Source organism: Mesorhizobium sp. M0500, assembly GCF_040321165.1.
GTDB lineage: Bacteria > Pseudomonadota > Alphaproteobacteria > Rhizobiales > Rhizobiaceae > Mesorhizobium.
In genome coordinates this window covers 185,804-209,476 of the sequence record NZ_JAMYRB010000003.1, presented here as the reverse complement: position 1 = coordinate 209,476, position 23,673 = coordinate 185,804, and the positions used below count along the sequence as shown (strand labels likewise).

The window sequence follows — 23,673 nt, the reverse complement described above, 5'->3', positions numbered from 1 at the left end:
GTCCATAGGCTTGCCTCATGCCCGTTGCCGGTATCAAGGCTGGTTCGTCCGTCCGCCGACGGAGGGCCAAAGGCGTCGGTCAGCCGCGACCTATTGAAGACGAGCTACGCGAACAGAACGAGCGTTTTTCGGCAGCGGTCGAGAACATGTCGCATGGCCTGTGCATGTTCGATGCCGATGAACGGATGATCATCTGCAACAGGAACTACATCAGCATCTTTCGCCTCGACGCCGAAGTGGTGCGGCCCGGCATCCGGTTTTTCGACATCCTCCAGCACAGCGTGGATATCGGCATCGCCTCGCAAAGCGCTGAGCAACTCTATGCCATCCGCAAGCCCTATATCGACCAGGCAAAACCTTCCACCTATGAGGAAACGCTTGCAGACGGGCGTATCGTCAACATTTCGCACCGGCCGCTGGCGTCAGGCGGTTGGGTATCGATCTACGAGGACATCACCGAGCAACGGCGCGCCGAGCAGGAGTTGAAGGAGCAGCACCGCCGTTTCGACGCGGCACTTGCCAACATGTCGCAAGGCCTTTTGATGTACGATGCGGATGGCAAGCTGATCGTGCGCAACGAACGTTTCCTGGAACTTTATCATGTCAGGCCGGCCGACTTCCCGCTTGGCATGAGTCACCATGATGCGTTCAAGCGGCTGCTGGAACTGGGCATTTATACAAAGCTCGACCCCGACAACGAAATCTCGCAAATCGAAGCCTGCCTGCGGGCGGGGAAAACACACGTAACGCATCGCCATCTCGCTGACGGCAGAACGCTGCTGGTTGCGCGCCGGCCGATGAGCGGCGGCGGCTGGGTCGCGACGTTCGACGACGTCACCGAGCGCAGGCGCGTGGAAGAGCGCATGACCCATCTTGCGCACCACGACACACTGACCAACCTGCCCAATCGCTCGATGCTTCGCGAACGGCTCGACCAAGCCCTGAGTGAGACGAGAGACGGATCGCTGGCGATATTCTCGCTCGACCTCGATCACTTCAAGGCGGTCAACGACACTTGGGGCCATCCTTCCGGCGACTGGCTGCTGAAATGCGTGGCCGAACGGCTGCAACGGTGCCTGCGCAATGAAACGGACGTTGTCTCCCGCTTCGGCGGCGACGAATTCGTCATCATCCAGTTCAATCTCAAAAGCCCGGGCGACGCGGAAAAGCTGGCCAAACGCATCGTCGAGATCATCGGAAAGCCGTTTCGCGACAAAAGACACGACATGCGTGTCGGCATCAGTCTCGGCATCGCGCTGTTTCCGAATGACGGCAAGGACGCCGACACTTTGCTGAAAAATGCCGATATGGCGCTCTATCGGGCAAAGAGCGAAGGGCGCAACCTGTACCGCTTCTTCGAACCAGCCATGGACGCGATGGTGCGGGCACGCCGGGCGCTCGAAATCGATCTCAGGGCAGCGCTGTCGCGCCGGGAATTCGAGCTGGATTTCCAGCCGATCATGAACATCGCCTCCGGCGAAATCGTCGGTGCCGAAGCCTTGATGCGCTGGCGTTCGCCGGTGCGCGGCCTGGTACGGCCGGACGACTTCATTCCGGCCGCCGAGGAGACCGGGCTGATCGTGCCGCTTGGAGAATGGGCGCTGCGAAAAGCCTGCACGACCGCGGCAGGCTGGGCGGCTTGGCGCATCGCAGTCAATGTCTCCGCCGTGCAGATCAAAAGCGGTACCTTTGCCCGCAGCGTTATCTCGGCACTGGCGTTCTCGGGCGTGCCGGCCAACCGGCTTGAACTGGAAATCACCGAAACCGTGCTGATGGACGAGAGCGATCTGGTGCTCAAGACACTCAGGCAGCTACGCGATCTGGGCGTCCGCATCGCGCTGGACGATTTCGGCACCGGCTATTCGTCGCTGGGCTACCTCAGGCGCTTTCCCGTCGACAAGATCAAGATCGATCGCTCTTTCACCCGTGACATCGACAGTCGCGATACCGCGGCGATCGTGCGCACCATCATCGGGCTTGGCGCACAGCTGGGCATCACCGTCACCGCCGAAGGTGTCGAGACCGAAGCGCAGCTTGAATTCCTGCAAAAGGAGGGTTGTGTCGAGGCCCAGGGCTATTTGATCGGGGTGCCGTCAAAGGCGTCGGACATTAATCGGCTGCTGAAGTCGAGCGCGACGATCCGGCAGTCCGGCTAAGTGCGACAGTCTCGCGGAAGCGCGGGCAACCGCCTTAGATCTCCTTGAGATGACGCTCGATCCGCGTGTTAATTCCTTGATAGGAGAAGGCGGCATTCAGGTGTGGCGAACCAGGAGGTTCCCAACGGGTCAGAGATGTCCGCTCAATGCCTCCACCATATCCTTGTTCGTCGCCACGGGAACGATCTCGAATTCGACCAGATCCGCCCATTCGATGACCCACCGCTGCAGGAGCGTGACGTCATCGGCCTCCACCAGCAGGAAGCAGCGGCTCATATCCGCTGCGATCCAGCTGTGGTGCACGAGAAGCGCGTCCGGCTTCAGGCGGCCCTGGTCGCGGAAACGGCGGTAGATCTCCTTGCGGTCGCAGCCGCGAAAATCCTCGGTTACGAAGAACAGCATCTTTTTCCCCTCAGTTCGGATATTATCGCCCCGGCCGGTCCAGCCGCTCCAGGAACCACTGCGTCAGCCGCACCCAGACCTCGTCTTTTTCGCCGGAGTCTTCCCAGCCGTGGTCGAGGTTGGGGTTGTCGTTGACCTCGATGACGAAGACGCCGTCCCTGGTTTCCTTGAGGTCGACGCCGTAGAGGCCGTCGCCAATGCAGCGCGCCGCGCTCACCGCCGTCTCGACGACATGGGCCGGTGCTTCCTTCAGGGTGAAGGTCTTGATGCCGCCCTGGTCGGGTTTGCCGTTGGCCTTATGATTGACGATCTGCCAATGTTTCTTGGCCATCAGATAATGGACGGCGAACAAGGGCTGGCCGCCGAGGACACCGACACGCCAGTCATATTCCGTCGGAATGAATTTTTGCGCGATCAGGAGGTCGGAATCCTCCAGCCATTCGGTTGCGAGCGTCTTCAACTCTTCAAAGGTGCCGCATTTCTTGACGCCGCGCGAAAACGAGGAGTCCGGGATCTTCAGCACCAGCGGGAAGCCCAGCGTCTGTGCCGCAACTTCCAGGTCCGAGGTGCCGGCAATCATCACCGTCGGCGGCACCGGTACCTTGTTGTAGGTCATCAGCTCGTTGAGATAGACCTTGTTGGTGCAGCGGATCATCGACAGCGGATCGTCGATGACCGGCATGCCTTCCTGCTGGGCGCGGCGGGCAAAGCGGTAGGTGTGGTTGGAGATCGAAGTGGTCTCGCGGATGAACAGCGCGTCGTAGTTGGCGAGCTTGGCCAGATCCCGCTTGGTGATCGGCTCGATTTCGACGCCCATCTTTTCAGCGATCTTGGCCCAGTGGCGCAGCGACGAAATCTCCGACGGCGGCAGTTCCTCATGCGGATCGACCAGCGTTGCGAAAGTGTAGCGCGCCGGCGTGCGGCCCTTGGTGTCGCGCCACTCGCGGTTGGTGTAGGTCTCCAGGCACTGGAGAAAGTGCGTTTCCTCGTCCTCGGTCATCCTGGCCAGGGGATGGAAGCCAATCTTGCGGATCGAGGCCCATTCGGCGCTGTCCCTGATGTGGAGCTCGAGAGCCGGGGCACGGAACCAGTCGAACAGAAGTTTTGCGAAGCGGTCCCAGATCCTGGATGGTCCGATGCCGAAGAAGATGCAGACCTTCTGCGGAAAAGCGCCACCCAGGTCCTTGCGGCACTTGTTGAGTGCGAGTTCGAGTTCCGGCAACGCGTGCTCATAGAGCTTGCGTTCTGACAGGTCGATCATCGTTTCGACCGTCGGGATGACCTTATGGCCGCGCGAACCGGCAAGCAGCGACGCGTAATAGCCGCGGCTCTGGTAGCCATAATTGTTCGACAGGTTGATGACCTTCGGCCGCTGACCGCGAAACAGTGCCGGATGGGCAAGGTAGTCGCGATTGGTGATGATCTTGTGCGGCGTCGCCACCTGGTCGAGATCGTTCTGCCGGCCGGTAAGGATGACCCAGGTCATTGGCTGTCGCGCTTTCCGAGAGTGATGGCGGCGCGCAATCCGTCGCGGCCGAATTGCGCCATGTTCATGAAGATGCCGTAAGGCACGGGAATGTTGGCAGCATCGAGGATCGTCTCCTGCCGCTCGACCTCGACCCAAGGGTCGTGGATCAGGATATGATCGCCGTCGTCACCGATGGCCAATACCCAGTGCGGAACCTTCTTGCCGAACATCAGGAAGCCGCTGATCAGGACCAGCACCAGTTTTCCCTCTGCGATCGCGGTGCGAATGTCGTCAAGCCCGAATGAACGGTAATTCACCGGGATACCGTAAAGTTCCGCGCGGCGGCGAAAGTCGACCTGCGCCAGCTCCATGACCCGGCGCTTGTCCTCGCTGCGCACCGACTGCAGGAACAGCGCGCCGTAGAAGGAGACATAGATCTCAGCAGCAAGCCCGCTCTCATAACCGGCGACGGCCAGCCCGAACGGTTCGCAGCCGCCCGGCCCCGACATCATGAAAACGGTCGTCGCCTCACGCCACAGCCGGATTTCCATCACCGGATCCGGCACGAAGCCGGGGCCGAAGTAAGCCATCGCCATCATCAGGCAGCATGGTCCGCAGGTGAATTCGCAAGTCTGCTGATAAAACGGCACTTCGGTGGCGACCGGAATGTCGCCGCGCAAGGTCTTTTCATAGCGCAGCGCCGTGGCGCCATCCTCGTAGTAGTCCGGTTCACGACCGATCTTGCGGTAGCCGCTCTGCTCGTAGATCTGGATGGCGCGCGGGTTGTCCTCGCGGACTTCCAAACGAAGCATCATGCGGCCATGCTCGAAAGCGGCGGCTTCAGCCTCTTCCAGCAGCAGGCGGCCAACGCCACGGCCGCCGAAAAATGGACCGACGGCGATCGAATAGAGTCGTGCGACGCCGCTGCCCTTGCGAAACAGCACGACCGCATAGCCGGCGACGTGGCCATCGTTCTCGCCAACCAGCAGTTCGGCGGTGTCGCGTTCGATCAGTTGGCGAAAGGAGCGGCGAGAAATGCGGTCGCTCGAGAAAACGGCTTTTTCGATGGCGGCGAGGTCATCGACGTCGGACGCGCGGGCCTTGCGAATCTCGGCAGGCATGCGGGCTCAGAAAACCTCGATTGGGTTGTGGAAACGGCCCTAGTCTAAACATCGGTCACACCAGCCGAAGCGCCAGCATTCAGCAAGCGCTATCGCACCTCGATTAGGGCCGAATTGTGACAGTTTTCAAGGCAGGCAGGTCGCGCAAAGGCTTTGAAACGACCTTCGTGTTTCGGCATCGGCGCGGCTCCGGAAAAACGAGATCCTGCTCAGCTTTTCAAGCCCGCCAGAAGCTGGCCATAGGCGCTCTTGGCCACCGCGGCTAGCTGCTCGCGCGGCAGCGATCCGACGACGGCACAGCCATAACCCTTGTCCAGCCAGTAGACGGCCTCAGGACCATTTTCCTCCGACCCATAAGTGCCCTTGGCCTTGGCCGCCGATTCGGCGATTACGAAGAGCGATATGCGCTCGCCCTTGTCGTCCTCGTAAAGCAGCATCGCGGCCTTGCCCTGGCCGGCAGGCAGCAGCCGGCCACCGACCAGTTGGAATCCCTGCGCCGCCAGATCTGGCGCGACGAGCTTCAAACCTACCTGGTTAGACAGCCAGTTCTGCAAATGATCCTTGTCGCTTGCCGGCACTTCCACAGCATGCCGCTTTTCAGCGGCATAGATGACGTGGGCGGCAATCGCCTCTTCGGCAAGCTGGTCCTCGGCCGTATTTTCCAGGCCGAGGCCGCCGATGCCGGCAAGATAGCCGCCAGCACCGCCAATCACCAGGATGGCGGCAGCGGCGGCCGCAAGCCACCAACGCGAGCGCGACGGCGACGCTCTGACCGCTGGCGCCTCGCCGAGCACCACTTTATTCAGCCGCACCGGGACGGGTTCGTCCAGCACGCCGTTAAAGGCCGCGCGCAATGCTGCCCGGTCGGCGGCGTAGCGTGCGCTCTTGGCCTTCATCTCGGCATTGGCGTCGAGCCATGCCTCATAGGCCGTCCGCTCGTCGCCCGGCAACTCGCCATCGAGCGCCATGTGAATGTCGCGTTCGGAGAAATCGCGCCGGCTCATTTCTCGACGATCCTTATCGATCGGCGGCGCGCGGTATCATCCAGCAGCGCGCGCAGTTCCTCACGCCCGCGCGCGATGCGCGACATCAAAGTGCCGGCGGGGACTCCAAGGATGTTGGCGGCTTCGGCATAGGAAAACCCTTCGATGGCGACCATCACAAGGGCCGCGCGCCGGTCTGGGCTGATCGCCTGCAGAGCCTCGACGATCTCGCGCGAGGCGATGCTCTCGACCTGCTCGGCGGGTGCTGCCTGCGCCTCGCTCGCCTCGAGCGGCAGCATCGCTGCCTCGCCGCGCCGGTTCACCTTGCGCATCTGGTCGATGAACAAATGATGCATGATCGTAAACAGCCACCTCCTGGGGCTTTCTCCTGTCTGCCAGTTGTCGAGCCGCACAAGTGCCCGCTCGAGACAATCCTGGACGAGATCGTCGGCGGAATCGCGGTCGCGCAACAGCGAGCGTGCATAGCGGCGCAGACGCGGTATTTCACCAAGGATTGCTGCCTTCTTTTCGTCCATGACCGCTGGTTCTGGAGCCCTGTCCGTGGTGATTGAACGCGCCTTCGCGGCGCGGCGCAAGCGGCCAGCGCGAAGCGGTCCGCCGCCCCGGTCACCCAAGCATCTGAATAACGCTGCCAGCGGCAGGTTTATTCCCGGCAGGATTGAGAGGCAAACAGAGTCCCTCCCATCGCGAGCGACGCGACAAAGACCCGATATCCCGCCTTGGCACGTGCCGGAAGGCGCAGCGATCCAGAATCGAGCCGTCGAGTTCCTTCGCACACCCTCTGGCCCGCCGCCGCAAGGGGGGAGATTGGCGGTTTCGGCGACAGCGCCTTTTCTGCATCCCTGGAAGATTGGCGAAGGCAGTAATAACAGCGATCTCCCCGCAAGTGGGGGAGATGTCCGGCAGGACAGAGGGGGGCGCTGTCCAGGGCGCTGTCCCGCCGACATTGCCATCGGCAGATCACGCAACATTTGATCAAAAGGAGCCAGAATCGGGATGGGGTTAACCTTGCGGCTCCTCCCCTCCCACACTACCCAGCATACGGGTCCGTACAGGGCGGTTCGGCTGGTTATGCGGCTTTGGCAGGAGCCATGGCCGCCGGGCTTTCGGAAACGGCGTTCGCCGCACCGGCTTCGGTCCCTGCCCCGAGACGGTTGCGGGCTTCACCCGCTCCCACTTCAGGCTTCAGGGAAGGCTAGCTCCAGCTGGATTTTCCGCCGCATGGCCAATGCGAGAACTCCGTCCTACTCGTCCTTCCAAACCGTTCGGGCCTTCGCCTCCGCGGCAAGCCCGGCGACTATTATGCCCTCTGCTGACTTCTGCACCGCGATCGGCGCGCCTCACGGCGGGCCCAGTCCGGAATCCCGGACACGGCACAGCTCTCCCAAGGTAAGATCGACCGCCTTCCCCGCACACCCGCCAGATTTACCACCCCGGCCCTTGATGACCTTGGACTTCGCGGTCAGTTGCCCGCTCGTCCGGCCGGGTAGGCCTCATATCCGGTTCTTGTCCATCGGGTCGTGGTTTTGCTCCACATTTCCTTCAGACCCCGCCTCACGACGACGCCCTTGTGCTTCGATAACCCTTCGCCGCCATCAGGCTGGGTAGAGGACTTGCACCTCCGAGCTGTCGATCATGCTCGGCACACACAAAAAACCCGCCTCGGCGGGCGGGTCATTGGAGCCAATTGGCACCATACCCAAATTATTACCATAGCTGCCGGCACAAAGCAAGAACAAAATACGTTGCGACCGGCAAAAAATGCGAATTCGCTTCGCCCTGTTCGCCTTTGAGGCCGCGTTCCTTCGCGCCCCCCTCTGCCCTGCCGGGCATCTCCCCCACAACTGGGGAGATTGGCAGCTTCGGCGACAGCGCCTTTTCTGCATCCTTGGAAAATTGAGGAAGGCCGTGACTCCAGCGATCTCCCCTGATCCCTTAGGCCTCCCTCGCGGCCCTTGTCAGCAGCCGCTGATAAAACAAGCCAATGCCGATGAGCACCGCGCCGAGGCCGATGAAGGACAGCGCCCGCAACACACCTTCCAGCTCCGACATGTCGAAGACGAAGACCTTGAGCACGGCGACCGAGATCAGCGCCGCCGACGCAATGCGCAGCACCTGCGACCTCAGCCAGACACCGGCGGTGAGCAGCACCACGCCGATGACCAGCCAGAGCGCCGAATAAGTATAGGTCTCGAGCTGGCCGAGGCCGCTCCACAGGCCGATGAACTCACCCTTGAACAGCCTCCTGACCGACAGCGTCGCATAGGCGAAGGCGAGCACCGCCGCCACAACCGCCAGCATGGCCGCATACCATTTCGGCCGCTTGTCGCGGGTATAGAGCGCCAGTGCGCCTGTCGCGACTGCCGGCAAGAGGTAGGCGAGCAACAGAAGGTTGAACACCGGAATGCTGCCGGTCGATTCATCCGTCAGCAACGGGTTCAGCGCCAGAAAATGCTGGAGGACGATGAACGCGACCGAGACCACGCCCGCTGCAATCGAGCCGTAGCGCAGCACCGAACTTGGCGAGCGCATGTCGATGGCGACCAGGATGGCACCGCCACCGATGGCGATCAGCGTGTAGATCGCCTGTTCGGCAAGCGTCGCAGCAGCGGTATCGATGACGCCGCCATGCATGGCATGGCGCACCAGCATGGCGACGGTGAGCAGGGCAAACAGCGCGGCGCCGGCCTCCATTCCGAGGCGCGGTCGGCCGTTGGTGGTTCGGGCAAGCTGCCAGGCGGCAAAGCCGAAGGCGAGCGCCGGCACGCCATATCCAAGCAGCAGCCAGTTGAACACCGGCGTCTTCGACAGGAACTCGGCACCGACGATGGTCGGGTCGAAGGCAGCGCGGCCGAGCACTGCAATCACCGCACCAACGGAAATCCAGCCAAGCACCGGATAGCTGCGCCAGCGCGTCGCCAGCGCCGGCACGACGGCGGCTGCTCCGAGCAGGATGGTTGTCCAGCCTGAACCGAAGGCCATGTGCAGCATCAGCAGGCCGGCAATCGCCGCGCCGCCGAGCGCGAAGGAGACGGCAGCGCCGCCGGTCAGCGGCGGCGCTTCGCCGCGCGCTATCCATTCGCCGCCGGCGACGAAGACGCCGACCAAAACGGCTGCGACCGCCGCATAAGCAAGATCACGGTCGAGATTGCCGAAGGCAGACCAGAGCGCCAGCAAACCAGTGGCGCGACAGCGCTCCAGGCCGCCCATGCGGCGGCGCGCAGCCAGCCAGCGGCCGCAAAACGGCGCGCCGCCCAAAAGCCGGCGCCGATGAAGACCAGGCCGAGCGCGATGCCGACCCTGAGCATCAAGGCATCGGACGCCACGACCGGCATGCCGTCGACGCCAAGAGTGCCACCCGAAAAATCGGAAGCGATCGTGGTCGGCGGAATGATGCCGAAATAGACCAGTACCGTCGCCAGCCCGGCGGCGTGCAGCAGTGCAAGCGCCCGCGGCCGGTAGAGCGCCACCGCCACCAGGGCTGCGACAAGGGCGGCCCCCGGCAATGCACCGCGGATGGCGGCGAAGGCCGGATCGACAAACAGGGCCAGCGCCGAAAGGCCAACGAAGAAGCCCGGCGCGATCGACGGCCAGTCGAAGCCGCTGCCGGCGACCGCTTCGTCGCGGCGGCCAAGCCAGACGAAGGCGAGCACGGCCAGTGTCACCCCGTCGATAAAGAGGATGACGGCAAGGTTCGCCCCCGGCGCGTCGGTCATGTAGAAGATGGTCCAGATGCCCGTGGCGACGAAGGCTGCGGCCATCAAAAGCCTCCAGTCGCGGATGCGGGCAATGACGCAGGTGGCGGCGAGCACGATCGCCAGGTAGCCGAACAGCGCCCACGGATTGGGCGCCTGCGAGGCGACCAGCAGCGGCGTCACCATGGCACCGAGCAGGCCGACGCCGGCCAGCGCCTGACCGTGGACCAGGCTTGCCGCGATCGTCGCCACCCCGATGGCGCCGAGCAGCGTGAAAGCGAGCGTCGGGCCGATGAAGCCGTAAACGCTGTACGCGGCGTAGACGGTACCGAACAGGATGAAAGCGCCGGCCGCCGTCAGGATCGCCGGGATATAGGCACCGGCAGCGCCTTGCACCGGCACCCTGAAGCCGGTGCGCCGGATGAACTCGCCGCCGGCGACCAGCACCAGCCCGAGTGCCGCCGCCATGACAAGCCGCACGCGTGGCCCGAAAATGCCGGCCTCGATGGTGTAGCGGATCAGAAACAAGCCACCCAGCGCCAGCGCGATGCCGCCGACCCAGACCGCCCAGCGGGTACCGAGCGCCGTTTCGACGTCGGACTGGCGAGCTGCCTTCGCCGCTGCCGCCGGTTGCGCCGACTCCGGCGCGGACGGCGCCGTTGTATCGGCATCGGCCTCTGTAGCTGACACGACCGCTGCGGGCCGTGGCGATACGGCCATGTCGGCTGCAGCCGCAAGCGGGATTGCGGCATCCGCCGGTTTGCTGTCGTTTGCAGCCGGTTCCTTGGCTTGCGGCGGCAGCGCGGGCGTGCCCGAAAGCACAAGGCTGCGCAAGGCGCCAAGCTCGCGCTCGATCAGGCCGATGCGGCTCTGCTGGCGTGAAATGATGACGAACAGCGCGATGATGGCGACGAGGCCAATCAGGCTTTCAAACATGGCGGTTCCCCCAAACCAGGCCAGTTGTCACTGACATTCAATGTTCAGTGACATTCAAATGCGGCGGCCAAACGGCCGGTCCATTCAACGTGCCGCCAGATTGGCCGGAAAGATCGAGCATGTTTCGGTGCCGAAAGCCAGCAGCTTGCCGTTGGCGTCGTTCAGCGCCGCTTCCGAAACCGTCAGCGTGCGGCCCTTGTGCACCACTTTGCCGTCGCACACCACCTCGCCCGTCCTTGGCGTGATCGGCCGCGTCAAATTCACTTTGAACTCGGCCGTCGCATGGGCCTCGCCCACCTGCGAAATGGTGCCAAGGCCGAGCGGCGAAACGTTTTCGGGATCAGGTTCAACTTCGCTCATCTGGTGGTTTCCCCGGCGCTTGCCTTGCCGGATTCATGGCCGGGTGAATGATGCCTGCGCAAGGCGGCGAGAAACCCGGCGCGGGCGCCGGGAGGCTCGATGCCGCGCGGTTCGTAGACATGGCGGGTCAAAAAGAAGCCGGTCAGCCGGAAGGCGTCCTCGATCGCCGCCGGATCGGCGCGCAGCCCGGAGCCGCGCTGCAGGAAGGCAGGCAGCGCCAGCATCTTGTCGCGCCACGGCGCGCCCGCCGCCCGCGACACGGCGCGGCCGGATTTCGGCGAGACATAGGCAAGGTCCTGCCTGGTGCCGGTCGCCGCACACTGGCTGAGATCGAGGCCGAAACCGAGTTCGTCGAGTACCAGCAGCTCGAAGCGGGCCACCAGCTCGCCGGCGGCATCGGCATCGTCGAGATGAGCGATCATCACCGCAAGCGTCTCGTAAAGGCCGCCATGGGCGTCACGCTCAGGCAGAAGACGCAAATGCGCGGCCATCGTCTGCAGGCCGTAGACGGCAACGGCGCTGTCCATCAGCCGGGCGGCGTTCATCTCGATAGCCTCGACTTGGAAGGTGCCGAGATGCTCGTCGAGCCGCGCCCGCCACAACAGGTCGACGCGATTGCCGGGCTGCAAGACAGGCTGCTGTTTGCGCGAACGGCCGCCGCGCACGAGACCGAGATGGCGGCCATGCGCGCACGTCATCACCTCGAGAATGGCGCTGGTTTCGCCATGCTTGCGGGTGCCGAGAATGATTCCCTCGTCGCGCCATTCCATGACGAGAGCTTGTCACCGGTTGGATGGCGAAATCAAGATGTGCGACGTATCCGCCGCCAAACCAAAACGGCCCGTAGCGTATCGCTATGGGCCGTTTTTTGCGAGATCGTCGTTTGATCAGAACGAGCGCTGGAAGCGGAAGATGCCGCCGATTGTGTCGGCATCGTCGGCATCGAAATTGTCGTAATAATCGACTTCGGCGGTGATCGTGTAACCAGGAACGATGGTGTAGGCGACGTTGGCCGCAACGGCGAAGTCTTGGTCGTCGGTATAGGAGACCTGGGCGTTCAAAGACGTCTTCTTGTTGACGGCATAGCTGCCGCCGCCCCAGACGGCAAAGTTGCCAGTCCACGGCTTGTAGAAGTTCTTCGCGACGTTGTCGTCGCTGCCGTAGCCCGCCATCACGAACAGGGTCAGGTCAGTAATCGGCTTGACGTCGAGGCGAGCTTTGCCGGCCCATTCTTCCGACGTGCTGTTATAGGCGCCGACCGCAGTGATCGCACCCCAGTCGCCCTTGTATTTCACGCCGCCGACGACAAACGGAACGTAGCTGTCGATCGACTGGTCAGCGCCGGAGCCCGTTTCGACCGAGGCGACTGCCGTAAAGCCATTACCGCCATCGAAATAGTAACTGATCAGGTTGGTGTCCTTGGTGCCGTAAGGAATGATAGTGTCCTGGACGACGTTGCCGGCGTAACCGATGAACGAATCATAGACAGTTTCATCCTTACCGACGCGGAAACCTCCAAGCTGGATCCAGGCGAAGTTCAGGGTAACCGCCTTGTTGTCCTGCACGCTGAAATCAACACCGCTCACGGTGTGTTTGGTGTTGCCGAAGTTGAAACGGGTCTCGGTATAGGTCTTCAACGTGCCGAGCTCGGTCTCCTGGCCGGTCCACGTCTTCAGATTGAAGCGGGCATTCTTGTTCCAGGTCTGCTGCTCGTCACCGTCCATAAGGTCATGTGTCGTCGCGCCATCGAAAACGCGGCCGGCGTCGCCGAAGCTGGCGTCATAGCGGACATAGCCGCCGATGCGCAGGCAGATTTCGGTGCCGGGGACGTAGTAGTAGCCAGCGCCGTAGACGTCGCAGATCTTGACGTATTCGGCGGGTTCCGGCTCGGCGACCACAACAGCGTCGGCGGCGCGCGCACCGGAGACCGCGACGAATGCCGCGGCTGAGCCGAGAAGAAGGCTCTTGATATTCATTTTCTGACCTCTCCAGTCAAAGTTAAAAATGGCTTTGGATTCATGGGTTGAACGGCTGAACGCCTCACCCACGTCGAAAAAGGCGCGCACCGCACCCCCTCTTCAGGCGGCGAACATACTCATCCGCATTCCAGTCTCAATGACGATTCCAAAAATAATCAATGTTTGTATAACAGACTAAATTCATGTTGCACAAATATCACTTTATATTTTCTTCACAATTTGCCCCCGGCACAAACGACACACTGTCACAATTGTACAAAAATATACTTATGCCATTAGCCGGCAAACCGATACGAGTCCGACATACATTCCTTCTACGTGTTCTTTTTTTGGAATAGACTTCTAACGTTGGCAGCGAGATCAAGGCGACTTCGCCATCGCTGCGTTCTGTGCGGCAAGAACGACTTCTGCCACCAGATCCCGTTTGAGCATTTCAATGGGAATACGTCCGGCGAGGCCGGGCGCGGGGCCGATCAGCCACGACCAGGCATGCCGTGGATCGGGCATCGCGGATAACACTTCCTTGATACCCGGCGCCGGCCTGCCGTCGATGAACTGGGCCAGGGGAAATACATGTTTGCGGCCACCGGTGCGCAACGCAACGACGGTGCCGCTCCGCTGCCAGCGATGCAGGGTCGAGCGCGATATGCCGAGATTTTGCTGCAGGAACGTCGACCCGGCGACCCGACCGGCCCAGTCCTCGAGCCTCATCGAGTCGAGGTCGCCCGTTCCGGCCAGGTGTTGGATGTCTGCCCCTTGGCCTTCGTGCGCCGTCGACAGATGCGTCCGGGCACGGCGTTCCGCAGCTTCGGCTGCCAATATCCGCACGAAACGCGACGCCATGCCGGGTAATCTTTCCTGCATGGTGTCGATCGCACTGATGTCGGTCGGCGCAAGCAAAGCGACGGCGGCGGCAACGGCGCCGGCGACCCTGCCCGCTGCAACGACCGCATCGCTGTTCGTAACCTTGCCTTGCCGCGCCAGCACGCGCTCGATCTCAACAGCGACGGCGTTTGCAAACTCGATCTGACGGATGGGGTCGATGCGATTCCAAGTCCTGGTCATGTCCTAATCTGGCTGCTTGCCCGCCTGTTCCGGTTTGCTCGGAAGCGGGTCTTCGCACGCCTATAGGCAGGGTGTATGACGGAGAGACGACAAACGGTAACCATGCTCGATCGCAGTATCGGCAGGAGTTCCAGCCGGTCAGCTGGCCTGTTTTGCATGAAGTATCGGAAATTTCTCAGAAACCGCTCAGGATTTCCCGTCGCGCCGGTACCCCCAAGGAACGGGTCGGCCCGACATGGCCGGCGCATGGCCTCCCGGAATGATTCGGCCGGCTGTTCAATATGCAAGTCGACCAATCGGGCAGCCCGGCGACCGCTCAGAATCCTGAGGCGGCCAACAGGCCGCTCTGCGGATCGCCCAAACAGGCTCAGTGCGGAAATTCGAGCCCCATTTCACGGTAGCGCTCGGGATCGTCGCCCCAGTTCTCGCGCACCTTGACGAACAGGAAGAGGTGCACCTTCTGCTCGAGTATGCCTGCGATTTCCATGCGCGCGGCCTGGCCGATGGCGCGGATCGTCTCGCCCTTATGGCCGAGCACGATCTTCTTCTGGCTGTCACGCTCGACATAGATTGTCTGGTCGATGCGCACCGAGCCGTCCTTCTTCTCTTCCCATTTCTCGGTCTCGATGTGGGAGGAATAAGGCAGTTCCTGATGCAGCCTGAGATAGAGCTTTTCGCGGGTGATCTCGGCCGCGAGCTGGCGCATCGGCAGGTCGGAGATCTGGTCCTCCGGATAGTACCAGGGGCCGGCCGGCAAGGTCTCGGCGAGATAGTCGAGCAGGTCCTTGCAGCCGGACCCGGTCAGCGCCGAAACCATGAAGGTGCGCTTGAACGGCACCCTTTCGTTGGCTGCCGCCGACAATGCCAGCAACGTCTCGTGCTTGACCCGATCGACCTTGTTGAGGATCAACACCATCGGCTGCCGGACATCCTTCAGCCGCTCGAGGATGGCGTCGGCATCGCCCCGGATGCCGCGCTCGGCATCGATCAAGAGCAGCACGATATCGGCGTCCTTGGCACCGCCCCACGCTGTGGTCACCATCGCGGTGTCCAGCCGGCGCTTCGGCTTGAATATGCCCGGCGTGTCGACGAAGACGATCTGCGCGTTGTTGTGGGTGGCAATGCCGCGCACGATAGCGCGCGTGGTCTGCACCTTGTGCGTCACGATCGACACCTTGGCGCCGACCAATTGGTTGACCAGCGTCGATTTCCCCGCATTGGGCGCGCCGATCAGCGCGACGAAGCCGGAGCGGGTAGCGGGAGCTTCTGTTGCCGGAGCTTCGGTGGCGGTCATGCGGCACTCCCTTGATCGAGCCAGACGCCTTCCCGCTGCAGAAGTGCCGCGGCTGCAGCCTGCTCCGCCTCGCGCTTGGAGCGCCCGCTGCCGGTCGCCGGCGGATAGGCGCCGACCTTGACACTGACGGTGAACAGCGGATCGTGGTCCGGTCCCTCGCGGCTGTCGATTATGTAAACCGGCACTGCGCCTGCCGCCTGATGCGCCCATTCCTGGAGTTCGGTTTTCGCATCGCGACGGGCGGCGTCAATGGCTTGCGAGCGCGGCTGCCAGTATCTGTGGATGAAGGCACGGGCCGCTTCCAACCCTCCGTCGAGATAGAGCACGGCGATCAGCGATTCCAATGCATCGGCGCGCAGATTGACGCGCTTGCGCCCGTCGAGGCCGCGTACGTCCGAACCGGCGCGAATAAGTTCCGGCAGGCCGATCTCCTCGGCAATTTCCGCCAGGGCTTCAGCGTTGACCAGAGCGTTCAATCTCAGCGACAGCTCACCCTCGGCGGCGTCGGGAAATGCCGCCAGCAGCATATCGGCAACGACAAGGCCGAGAACGCGGTCGCCCAGGAATTCGAAACGTTCGTAGTCGATGCCGGCGTGACTGCCGCGAGCGCTGGCATGGGTCAGCGCCCGCTGCAGGCGCTGATGGTCGCCAAAACTGTGGCCGGTGCGCTCCCTGAGCGCCTCGGCGAGCGCATCGGCGGTCAGCCGTTTCGTCGCCGCCATGGCCCTAATTGACGAAATCGAACAGGCGCGAGGCGCGCATCAGTGACGGCCATTTCCAGATTTCGAGCGGGCTGGCGCTGCCGCCGATCGAGAAGAAAATGAGGTTGGCGCGGCCGACCAAATTCTCGTCCGGCACGAAGCCGACGGTGAAGCGGCTGTCCGACGAGTTGTCGCGATTGTCGCCCATCATGAAATAGTGACCGGGCGGCACCTTGAACTCTTTGGTATTGTCGCCGATCGAAGCCTGCGTCAGGTCGAGCGTGTCGTAGCTGACGCCGTTCGGCAGCGTCTCGCGATAGACATCGACCGGCCCGTTCTCCTCGGTGATGTCGCGGTTGTCGATCTGCCCGACCTTGACGCGCGGCACGCCCACGTCGTTGATGAAGAGCTGGCCATCCTTGACCTGGATCTTGTCGCCCGGCAGGCCGACGACGCGCTTGATATAATCGACAGAAGGATCCGGCGGAAACTTGAACACCACCACGTCGCCGCGCTTCGGCTCTGAGCCCCAGATGCGGCCCGAAAAGATGTTCGGCCCGAACGGCAGTGAATAGCGGGAGAAGCCGTAGGACCACTTGGTGACGAAGAGATAGTCGCCTTCGAGCAAAGTCGGCCGCATCGACCCGGACGGGATCGAGAACGGCTGGAACAGGAGCGTGCGGATGACCAGCGCAAGCAGCAGGGCCTGGACTATGACGCTGACGGTTTCGCCAAGTCCGCCGGATTTCTTCTGGGTTTTTTCAGCCACGCTCATGTCGTCCTCGATTGTGCGTTGGATGGTATAGAGTCTCGGCGCGCGCTGGGCAACGTCATGCCGGTGGTCAGATGCAATCAATGTGGCGCTTCTTCGACCGGCAACGCTTCAATGATCACAAAGGCTTGAGCGAGCGGAAAATCATCGGTGATGGTGAGGTGGATCACCGCGCGGTGCCCTTCAGGCAGAATTTCGTCCAGCCGCGCGGCCGCCCCATTGGTCAGCGCCATGGTCGGCTTGCCGCTGGCCAGGTTGACGACCCCCATGTCGCGCCAGAACACACCCTGCGCCATACCGGTACCCAATGCCTTGGCGCAGGCTTCCTTGGCAGCGAAACGCTTGGCGTAGGAGGCCACACGCGCCGCGCGGTTTTCGGAGCGCGCCTGTTCGATCTCGGTGTAGATGCGCTGGATGAAGCGCTGGCCATGGCGTTCCAGCGACTTCTCGATGCGTCTGATGTCGATGAGGTCGCTGCCGATACCGATAATCATTCGGCAGGAACTTCCGGCCCGGTTTTTCCAGCCTTTGCCGCTCTTTCGGCCAGCCGCTTGCGGCGCTGCTCGTGGAAGGTGACCATGCCCCAGCGGGTGATGCCGTAAAACAGCAGGCCGAAAACCAGGCCGAGCGGTATTGCGCCGATCGTCATCGGCTTCAGCACCGGTCCCCACAATTGCGCAAAGGAAAGATTATGCAGCATGTCGCCGAGATGCGCGGGCGGGCCATGCGCCGGCAGGTGTTCATGCAGGATCAGCTTGCCGACCTCCCAGGAGGCGGCCCATAGCAGCGGAAAGGTTAGGGGGTTGCCGAAGACCGTGCCGAGTGCTGCCGCGACCAGATTGCCGGCGATCAGCCAGCACAGGATGGCAGCAATGATGAAGTGAAAGCCAAGCGGGAAAAACGACGCGAATACGCCCGCCGCAACACCTGCGGCCACGGCATGCGGCGTGGCCCTAAGCCGCAGGATGCGCTTGGAAAAATACCGCAGCGAGCGCGAGAACGAGCGGCGCGGCCACAAATAAGTACGCACCCGCTCGAAAAAACCATCAGGCTTGCGCCGTCGAAAAAGCACTCTGTTCCTGTTCCTAGTTCCGTCAATAGCTTCACGCCGGCTTCTCCAGCCGGGCGCGACAGCCCCATGCTGCGCTCTGCGGTCGCCGAAAAGCAACTACGACTTTGATATAGCGATGCGCTGGCCGAAGAACAACGAGGCCGACGGCATCCGCTTGGTGGCCGGTCGCGCCGGCCCTGGGTGTCGCCGTTCTGAACAGGGCATGATCGCGGCGAATTTAAGGAGCGTCACTTAGGATCGATATTCGCTGACCTCGACGAGATTGCCGTCCGGATCGCGGAAATAGACCGACATCATCGCACCCCGAGCGCCGACACGCTCGACCGGGCCGACCGCTATCACCACACCATTGGCGGCGAGGTTGGCACATATCTCGGCGAGCGGCCGGGCAGCAATCAAGCAGAAATCTCCGGAGCCCTGCGTCGGCGCCTTCGCCTTCGGCTCGAAGGTGTGCCCGACCTCGTGCACATTGATCTTCTGCGTTCCAAACAGCAGCGCCGTTGGTCGGTCCGGCTCGTCGAGGCGCTTGAAGCCAAGCACGCGCTGATAGAAGGCGCAGGTATCGTCCACCGAACGAACCGTCAGCACGAAATGATCGATGCCGGCAATCACGGAAGCGCCTCTTGACTTGTTTTTATGCATGTCGTTGTCCCAAAACCGCCGCACACTTTTGGGCGACATGCATTAGATATTGCGGCTGCCCGGCTTGATCGCCGGTATGGCGGCGAGTTCGGGCGGCAGCCTGTCGGCCGGATAGGCCGGAACTTCGTATTCGGCGAGTGCGATCAGCGGCACGCCGACATCGGTCTTGCCGGCCGAACGGTCGATGATGCATGCGGCGGCAACGACTTCGGCGCCAAGGCCGCGCAGGCAGTCGATGGTCTCGCGGATCGACAGGCCGGTGGTGACGATGTCCTCGACAATGACGACGCGCGATCCCTTGGCGATCTCGAAACGGCGCAGCCTGAATTCGCCCCCTTCCCGCTCGACCCAGATCGCCGGCGCACCAAGATGGCGCGAGGTCTCATAGGCCGGGATCAGCCCGCCGATCGCCGGGCCGACGACGTAGTCGATCCTGCCGGGCACGTCAGTGCGAATCTTTTCGGCGAGCGCCTTGCACAAGCGCTCGGTCTTGTCGGCATGCATGAAAACACGCGCTTTCTGCAGAAAGACCGGGCTGCGCAGGCCCGACGTCAGGATGAAATGCCCTTCGAGAACGGCGCCGGCCTCGCGGAAAATGCCCAGCACTTCATCGGTGTTCATCGTTCACTCCATGTCCATGGTGAATGGTGAATGGTGAATGGTAGTGAGAGCACCCTCTTCACTATTCACTATTCACTATTCACTATTCACCCATTCACGCGCCTTGCATCGCTGACGCTCGAATTGTCCTTTAGCTGCGACAGCAGCCGGTTCAAGTGCTTGAGGTCCCACACTTCGAGATCGATCAGCATTTCGGTGAAATCGGGCGCGGTGCGCACCATCGACAGAGTGTGGATATTGGCGTCGTTGGATGCGACGACCTGTGCAATGTCGGCCAGCGAGCCCGGCGCGTTGATGGCGGTGACCGAGACGCGCGCCGGGAACCGCTCCTTGGTGCGCTCGTCAATATCCCAGCGCACGTCGATCCAGCGCTCGGGCTGGTCGTCAAAGGCCTGCAGCGCCGGCGACTGGATCGGATAGATGGTGATACCGGTTCCCGGCTGCACGATGCCGACGATGCGATCGCCTGGCACTGCCCCTTCCGGCGCGAAGCGCACCGGCAGATCGCCGCGCACACCGCGGATCGGCACCGCGTCGTCGCGCGGCTGGTTCTTGTCCTTGCGTGCGGCGCGGCCCGGAATCTGGAACAGCATGCCGGCGGCGTTGCGGATCTTCGACCAGCCCTCCTCGCGCTGCTTGGGCGCGACCAGCGTGACACGCTCGTCCTTGTAGTCGGGAAACACCGCCTTCATGACATCGGTGGAGGCAAGTTCGCCTCGGCCGACCGCGGCCAGCACATCCTCGATGTCCTTGCGCGCCAGCCGGTGCAGCACCGGCTTCAGGCTTTCCTTGGTGAAGGTCTTGCCGGAGCGTTCGAAGGCGCGCTCCAGAATGCGGATACCGAGACCTGAATATTGCTTGCGAATGGCGTTCTTGGTGGCGCGGCGGATGGCCGAGCGTGCCTTGCCGGTAACGACCACCGATTCCCACGCCGCCGGCGGGACCTGCGCCTTCGAGCGGATGATCTCGACCTCGTCGCCGTTCTTCAGCTCCGTCATCAGCGGCATGATGCGGCCATTGACCTTGGCGCCGACGCAAGTGTCGCCGACGTCGGTGTGGACGGCATAGGCAAAGTCGATCGGCGTGGCGCCGCGCGGCAGCGCGATCAGCATGCCCTTCGGCGTGAAGCAGAATACCTGGTCCTGAAACAGTTCCAGCTTGGTGTTTTCGAGGAAGTCCTCGGGATTGTCGCCTTCGGCAAGCTGCTCGATGGTGCGCCGCAGCCAGGCATAGGCATTGGTTTCCTTCGAGATCGCATGGGCGGCACCATTCATCTTGCCACCGGTATCCTTATAGATCGAATGAGCCGCGACGCCGTATTCGGCGATCTTGTTCATTTGATAGGTGCGGATCTGCAATTCGACGCGCTGGCGCGACGGGCCGACGATGGTAGTGTGGATCGAGCGGTAGTCGTTCTGCTTCGGCGTCGAGATGTAATCCTTGAAGCGGCCGGGCACCATCGACCAGGTGGTGTGGATGGCGCCGAGCGCGCGGTAACAGTCCTCGACCGTCTCGACAACGACGCGGAAGCCGAAAATGTCGGACAGCTGCTCGAACGACAGCGCCTTGGCCTCCATCTTGCGGAATACCGACCACGGCTTCTTCTGCCGGCTCTTGACCTCGGCCTTGATCGAATATTTGTCGAACAGCGTGGAGAGCGCCTTCTCGATCTCCGACAGCACGCCCTTGTTGCGCTCGAAGATTTCGGCCAGCCGTGCGGTGACGGCGCGGTAGGCTTCCGGATTGATGAAGCGGAAGGCAATCTCCTCCAGCTCCTCGCGCATGCCTTGCATACCCATGCGGCCGGCCAGCGGCGCGTAGATGTCCATCGTCTCTTCGGCGATGCGCAGGCGCTTGGCTTCCGGCACATGGTCGAGCGTGCGCATATTGTGCAGGCGGTCGGCGAGCTTGACCAGAAGCACGCGCACGTCTTCCGAGATCGCCAGCAACAGCTTGCGCAGGTTCTCCGCCTGCTCGGCCTTCTTCGAGACGAGGTCGAGCTTCTTCAGCTTGGTCAGGCCCTCGACCAGCTTGCCCATTTCCGGGCCGAACAATTCGTCGATCTCGGCCCTGGTCGCCGTGGTGTCCTCGATCGTGTCGTGCAGCAAGGCAACGGCGATCGTCGCCTCGTCCATGTGCATTTCGGTGAGGATGGCGGCGACTTCGAGCGGATGCGAGAAATACGGGTCGCCGGAGGCGCGTTTCTGGTGGCCATGCTTCTGCATGGCGTAAACATAGGCCTTGTTGAGCAGCGCCTCGTTGACGTCAGGCTTGTAGCGCTGCACGCGCTCGACAAGCTCATACTGACGCATCATGGCCGGGATCTCGCAATGCTGAAATGAATCATGCGCCGCACTGGCGTACGGCGCATGTCATAGATAGCCACGAAACTGCCGACGCGAAAGTGTCGGCAGTTGTCGCTAAGATCAATAATCGTCGCTTTTTTCCGGCGGCACCAGGCCTTCGATGCCGGCCAACAGGTCTTCTTCGGTCATGCGATCGAAGGTGACGTTGTCCTCGGCGTCGTCGGCATCGGTGGCTGCAACGGCGCTGCCGGTCTGGTCGGCAATCGCCTCGCCATCGGCTTCCGGCTCATCGACCTCGACATGCTTCTGCAGCGAATGGATGAGATCTTCCTTGAGGTCGTCCGGCGACAGCGTCTCTTCGGCGATTTCGCGGAGCGCAACGACCGGGTTCTTGTCGTTGTCGCGCGGTACGGTGATCTGCGCGCCCTGGCTGATCTGACGGGCGCGGTGGCCGGCCAAGAGCACCAGCTCGAAGCGGTTGTCGACCTTGTCGATGCAATCTTCAACGGTTACGCGGGCCATGAGTTGCCCCTTTCATGCCTGGATTTGATGGAAAACAGGCGCGGTCCATAACCTGAACGCTGCCAAAATACAAGCTTTTATGGCGGTGCGCAGCTCTGACGCGGGCCGCCTGCGACGACACAGCGCCGATCACAATTGCTTGCGGTGCGGCATGGTGCCTTGGATTGCCGTAAAACTGGCGTTATCTCGAACGATGAAGGCCAACAGGTCTATTATCAGACCGGCCGATAGTCGCCACGCATTTAGACGACCGCTTATTTCGAAAAAGGACATTTTCCATGTTCGATCCTCGTGAAAAAATCGCTCTCTTTATCGACGGTGCCAATCTCTACGCCACCTCGCGCGCGCTGGGCTTTGACATCGATTACCGCAAACTTCTGGCGAGCTTCCAGAAACGCGGCTATCTGCTGCGCGCTTATTACTACACCGCGCTGGTCGAGGATCAGGAATACTCCTCGATACGGCCGCTGATCGACTGGCTCGACTATAACGGCTTCAAGGTGGTGACCAAACCGGCCAAGGAATTCACCGACTCGACCGGCCGGCGCAAGATTAAGGGCAATATGGATATCGAGCTGACCGTCGATGCGCTCGAGCTTGCCGATGTCGTCGACCATTATGTCATCTTTTCGGGCGACGGCGATTTCCGCACGCTGGTCGAGGCGCTGCAGCGGCGCGGGCGCAAGGTGTCGATCGTCTCGACCATGGCTTCGCAGCCGCCGATGATCTCCGACGATCTGCGCCGCCAGGCCGACCATTTCATCGACTTGATGACGCTTAAGAATGAAGTCGGCCGCGATCCGTCGGAGCGGCCGGTGCGCCGGCCCGAACCGGCCGAAGTCGACGAGGAAGACTATTGACGGTCGTTGCCTTGACCGCGCCCCTGGTCGTCTCCCCCGAACCCGATCGCGATTGCCCGCTCTGCCCGCGGTTGCACGACTTCATCGCCGAGTGGCGACGGCGCGAGCCGTCCTGGTTCAACGCGCCGGTGCCGACCTTTTTGCCGCCGGAAGGCGAGGATGCAGTGCGTCTGCTGATCGTCGGGCTGGCGCCTGGACTGCGCGGGGCGAACCGGACGGGGCGCCCCTTCACCGGCGATTTTGCCGGCGACCTGCTCTACAACACGCTGATCGCGCACGGCTTTGCGCGCGGCGAATTCAAAGCGCGACCGGATGACGGGCTGGAGCTTGTCGGTACGGCGATTACCAATGCGGTGCGCTGCGTGCCGCCGGACAACAAGCCGGTTGGCGCCGAGATAGCGACCTGCCGGACGTTCCTGGTGCCGACGATCGCGCGATTTCCAAATCTGCGCGCTGTGCTGGCGCTTGGCTCGATCGCGCACCAGTCGACCGTGCGGGCGCTCGGCCAGCGCGTTGCCGCCTATCCGTTCCGGCATGGTGGGCAGCAGCAGGCCAATGGCATCACGCTGTTTTCCAGCTATCATTGCTCGCGCTACAACACCAATACCGGCGTGTTGACGGAAGCGATGTTCGTCAACGTCTTCAGTCAGATAGAAGCTTTTCTGAAGACATAGAGTCGGACGAGGCCCGCTGGCAA

At 62.3% G+C, this 23,673-nt stretch carries 21 protein-coding genes and 1 pseudogene; 3 read left to right on the top strand and 19 right to left on the bottom strand.

What is annotated here, in order from left to right; genetic code table 11:
* Positions 1 to 17: 17 nt before the first annotated feature.
* Entirely contained in the window at positions 18 to 2,156 is a 2,139-nt protein-coding gene (locus NKI70_RS08065) for a putative bifunctional diguanylate cyclase/phosphodiesterase (protein WP_352698650.1), read from the top strand.
* Positions 2,157 to 2,285: 129 nt separating this feature from the next.
* Here NKI70_RS08065 and NKI70_RS08060 read toward each other — a convergent pair whose 3' ends face one another.
* The 19 genes and pseudogenes from NKI70_RS08060 to rpoZ form a co-directional block, all read right to left on the bottom strand.
* A complete protein-coding gene (locus NKI70_RS08060; RefSeq protein ID WP_023719871.1) occupies positions 2,286 to 2,558 on the bottom strand; it encodes a DUF3303 domain-containing protein in 273 nt (90 codons plus the stop codon).
* Between the two features lie 22 nt (positions 2,559 to 2,580).
* Positions 2,581 to 4,044, bottom strand: coding sequence for a RimK family ATP-grasp domain-containing protein (locus tag NKI70_RS08055; RefSeq protein ID WP_352448993.1), 1,464 nt, complete (start codon positions 4,042 to 4,044; stop codon positions 2,581 to 2,583).
* Positions 4,041 to 5,147, bottom strand: coding sequence for a peptidase C39 family protein (locus tag NKI70_RS08050; protein WP_352637868.1), 1,107 nt, complete (start codon positions 5,145 to 5,147; stop codon positions 4,041 to 4,043). Before NKI70_RS08050 ends, NKI70_RS08055 begins: the two co-directional genes overlap by 4 nt.
* Before the next feature lie 209 nt (positions 5,148 to 5,356).
* Positions 5,357 to 6,151, bottom strand: a complete 795-nt coding sequence (locus tag NKI70_RS08045) for an anti-sigma factor family protein (RefSeq protein WP_352637867.1) — start codon at positions 6,149 to 6,151, stop codon at positions 5,357 to 5,359.
* Positions 6,148 to 6,666, bottom strand: coding sequence for a sigma-70 family RNA polymerase sigma factor (locus NKI70_RS08040; RefSeq protein ID WP_352622556.1), 519 nt, complete (start codon positions 6,664 to 6,666; stop codon positions 6,148 to 6,150). The genes NKI70_RS08045 and NKI70_RS08040 overlap by 4 nt, the downstream gene beginning before the upstream one ends.
* Positions 6,667 to 8,086: 1,420 nt before the next feature.
* A pseudogene (locus NKI70_RS08035) lies at positions 8,087 to 10,782 on the bottom strand (DUF2339 domain-containing protein).
* 84 nt (positions 10,783 to 10,866) lie between these two features.
* Positions 10,867 to 11,142 carry a PaaI family thioesterase gene (locus NKI70_RS08030; protein WP_352698654.1) on the bottom strand — a complete coding sequence of 92 codons (276 nt, stop codon included), beginning with the start codon at positions 11,140 to 11,142 and terminating at the stop codon, positions 10,867 to 10,869.
* The gene (recO, locus tag NKI70_RS08025; RefSeq protein WP_352698656.1) at positions 11,139 to 11,912 is read right to left on the bottom strand and encodes a DNA repair protein RecO; all 774 of its coding nucleotides are present in this window, start codon (positions 11,910 to 11,912) and stop codon (positions 11,139 to 11,141) included. Before recO ends, NKI70_RS08030 begins: the two co-directional genes overlap by 4 nt.
* Before the next feature lie 117 nt (positions 11,913 to 12,029).
* Positions 12,030 to 13,118 carry a porin gene (locus NKI70_RS08020; protein WP_352698658.1) on the bottom strand — a complete coding sequence of 363 codons (1,089 nt, stop codon included), beginning with the start codon at positions 13,116 to 13,118 and terminating at the stop codon, positions 12,030 to 12,032.
* Positions 13,119 to 13,481: 363 nt separating this feature from the next.
* Entirely contained in the window at positions 13,482 to 14,186 is a 705-nt protein-coding gene (locus NKI70_RS08015; protein WP_352454374.1) for an antitoxin Xre/MbcA/ParS-like domain-containing protein, read from the bottom strand.
* Between the two features lie 367 nt (positions 14,187 to 14,553).
* Complete coding sequence (era, locus tag NKI70_RS08010) at positions 14,554 to 15,480, bottom strand: GTPase Era (protein WP_023677765.1); 927 nt, start codon at positions 15,478 to 15,480, stop codon at positions 14,554 to 14,556.
* Positions 15,477 to 16,202, bottom strand: coding sequence for a ribonuclease III (gene rnc / locus NKI70_RS08005; RefSeq protein WP_023677766.1), 726 nt, complete (start codon positions 16,200 to 16,202; stop codon positions 15,477 to 15,479). Before rnc ends, era begins: the two co-directional genes overlap by 4 nt.
* 4 nt (positions 16,203 to 16,206) lie before the next feature.
* Entirely contained in the window at positions 16,207 to 16,956 is a 750-nt protein-coding gene (gene lepB / locus NKI70_RS08000) for a signal peptidase I (protein ID WP_023677767.1), read from the bottom strand.
* A gap of 77 nt (positions 16,957 to 17,033) precedes the next feature.
* Positions 17,034 to 17,447, bottom strand: a complete 414-nt coding sequence (gene acpS, locus NKI70_RS07995) for a holo-ACP synthase (protein WP_352647479.1) — start codon at positions 17,445 to 17,447, stop codon at positions 17,034 to 17,036.
* On the bottom strand, positions 17,444 to 18,025 hold the full coding sequence (locus NKI70_RS07990; protein ID WP_023677769.1) for a DUF2062 domain-containing protein: 582 nt from the start codon (positions 18,023 to 18,025) through the stop codon (positions 17,444 to 17,446). The genes acpS and NKI70_RS07990 overlap by 4 nt, the downstream gene beginning before the upstream one ends.
* A gap of 231 nt (positions 18,026 to 18,256) precedes the next feature.
* Positions 18,257 to 18,667 (bottom strand): VOC family protein, encoded by a 411-nt coding sequence (locus tag NKI70_RS07985; RefSeq protein ID WP_352647481.1) that lies wholly within the window; start codon positions 18,665 to 18,667, stop codon positions 18,257 to 18,259.
* A gap of 42 nt (positions 18,668 to 18,709) precedes the next feature.
* The gene (gene pyrE / locus NKI70_RS07980) at positions 18,710 to 19,288 is read right to left on the bottom strand and encodes an orotate phosphoribosyltransferase (RefSeq protein ID WP_352647483.1); all 579 of its coding nucleotides are present in this window, start codon (positions 19,286 to 19,288) and stop codon (positions 18,710 to 18,712) included.
* Positions 19,289 to 19,374: 86 nt separating this feature from the next.
* Positions 19,375 to 21,603 carry a RelA/SpoT family protein gene (locus tag NKI70_RS07975; RefSeq protein ID WP_023677772.1) on the bottom strand — a complete coding sequence of 743 codons (2,229 nt, stop codon included), beginning with the start codon at positions 21,601 to 21,603 and terminating at the stop codon, positions 19,375 to 19,377.
* Between the two features lie 111 nt (positions 21,604 to 21,714).
* The gene (rpoZ, locus tag NKI70_RS07970; RefSeq protein ID WP_023677773.1) at positions 21,715 to 22,116 is read right to left on the bottom strand and encodes a DNA-directed RNA polymerase subunit omega; all 402 of its coding nucleotides are present in this window, start codon (positions 22,114 to 22,116) and stop codon (positions 21,715 to 21,717) included.
* A 278-nt stretch (positions 22,117 to 22,394) separates the two neighbouring features.
* Here rpoZ and NKI70_RS07965 point away from each other — a divergent pair, with 278 nt between their 5' ends.
* Together NKI70_RS07965 and NKI70_RS07960 are read left to right on the top strand one after the other, a co-directional pair.
* Positions 22,395 to 22,976: a LabA-like NYN domain-containing protein gene (locus NKI70_RS07965; RefSeq protein WP_023677774.1), complete on the top strand. Its 582-nt coding sequence runs from the start codon at positions 22,395 to 22,397 to the stop codon at positions 22,974 to 22,976.
* Positions 22,973 to 23,650, top strand: a complete 678-nt coding sequence (locus tag NKI70_RS07960) for a uracil-DNA glycosylase (RefSeq protein ID WP_245274739.1) — start codon at positions 22,973 to 22,975, stop codon at positions 23,648 to 23,650. The genes NKI70_RS07965 and NKI70_RS07960 overlap by 4 nt, the downstream gene beginning before the upstream one ends.
* Positions 23,651 to 23,673 lie beyond the last annotated feature (23 nt).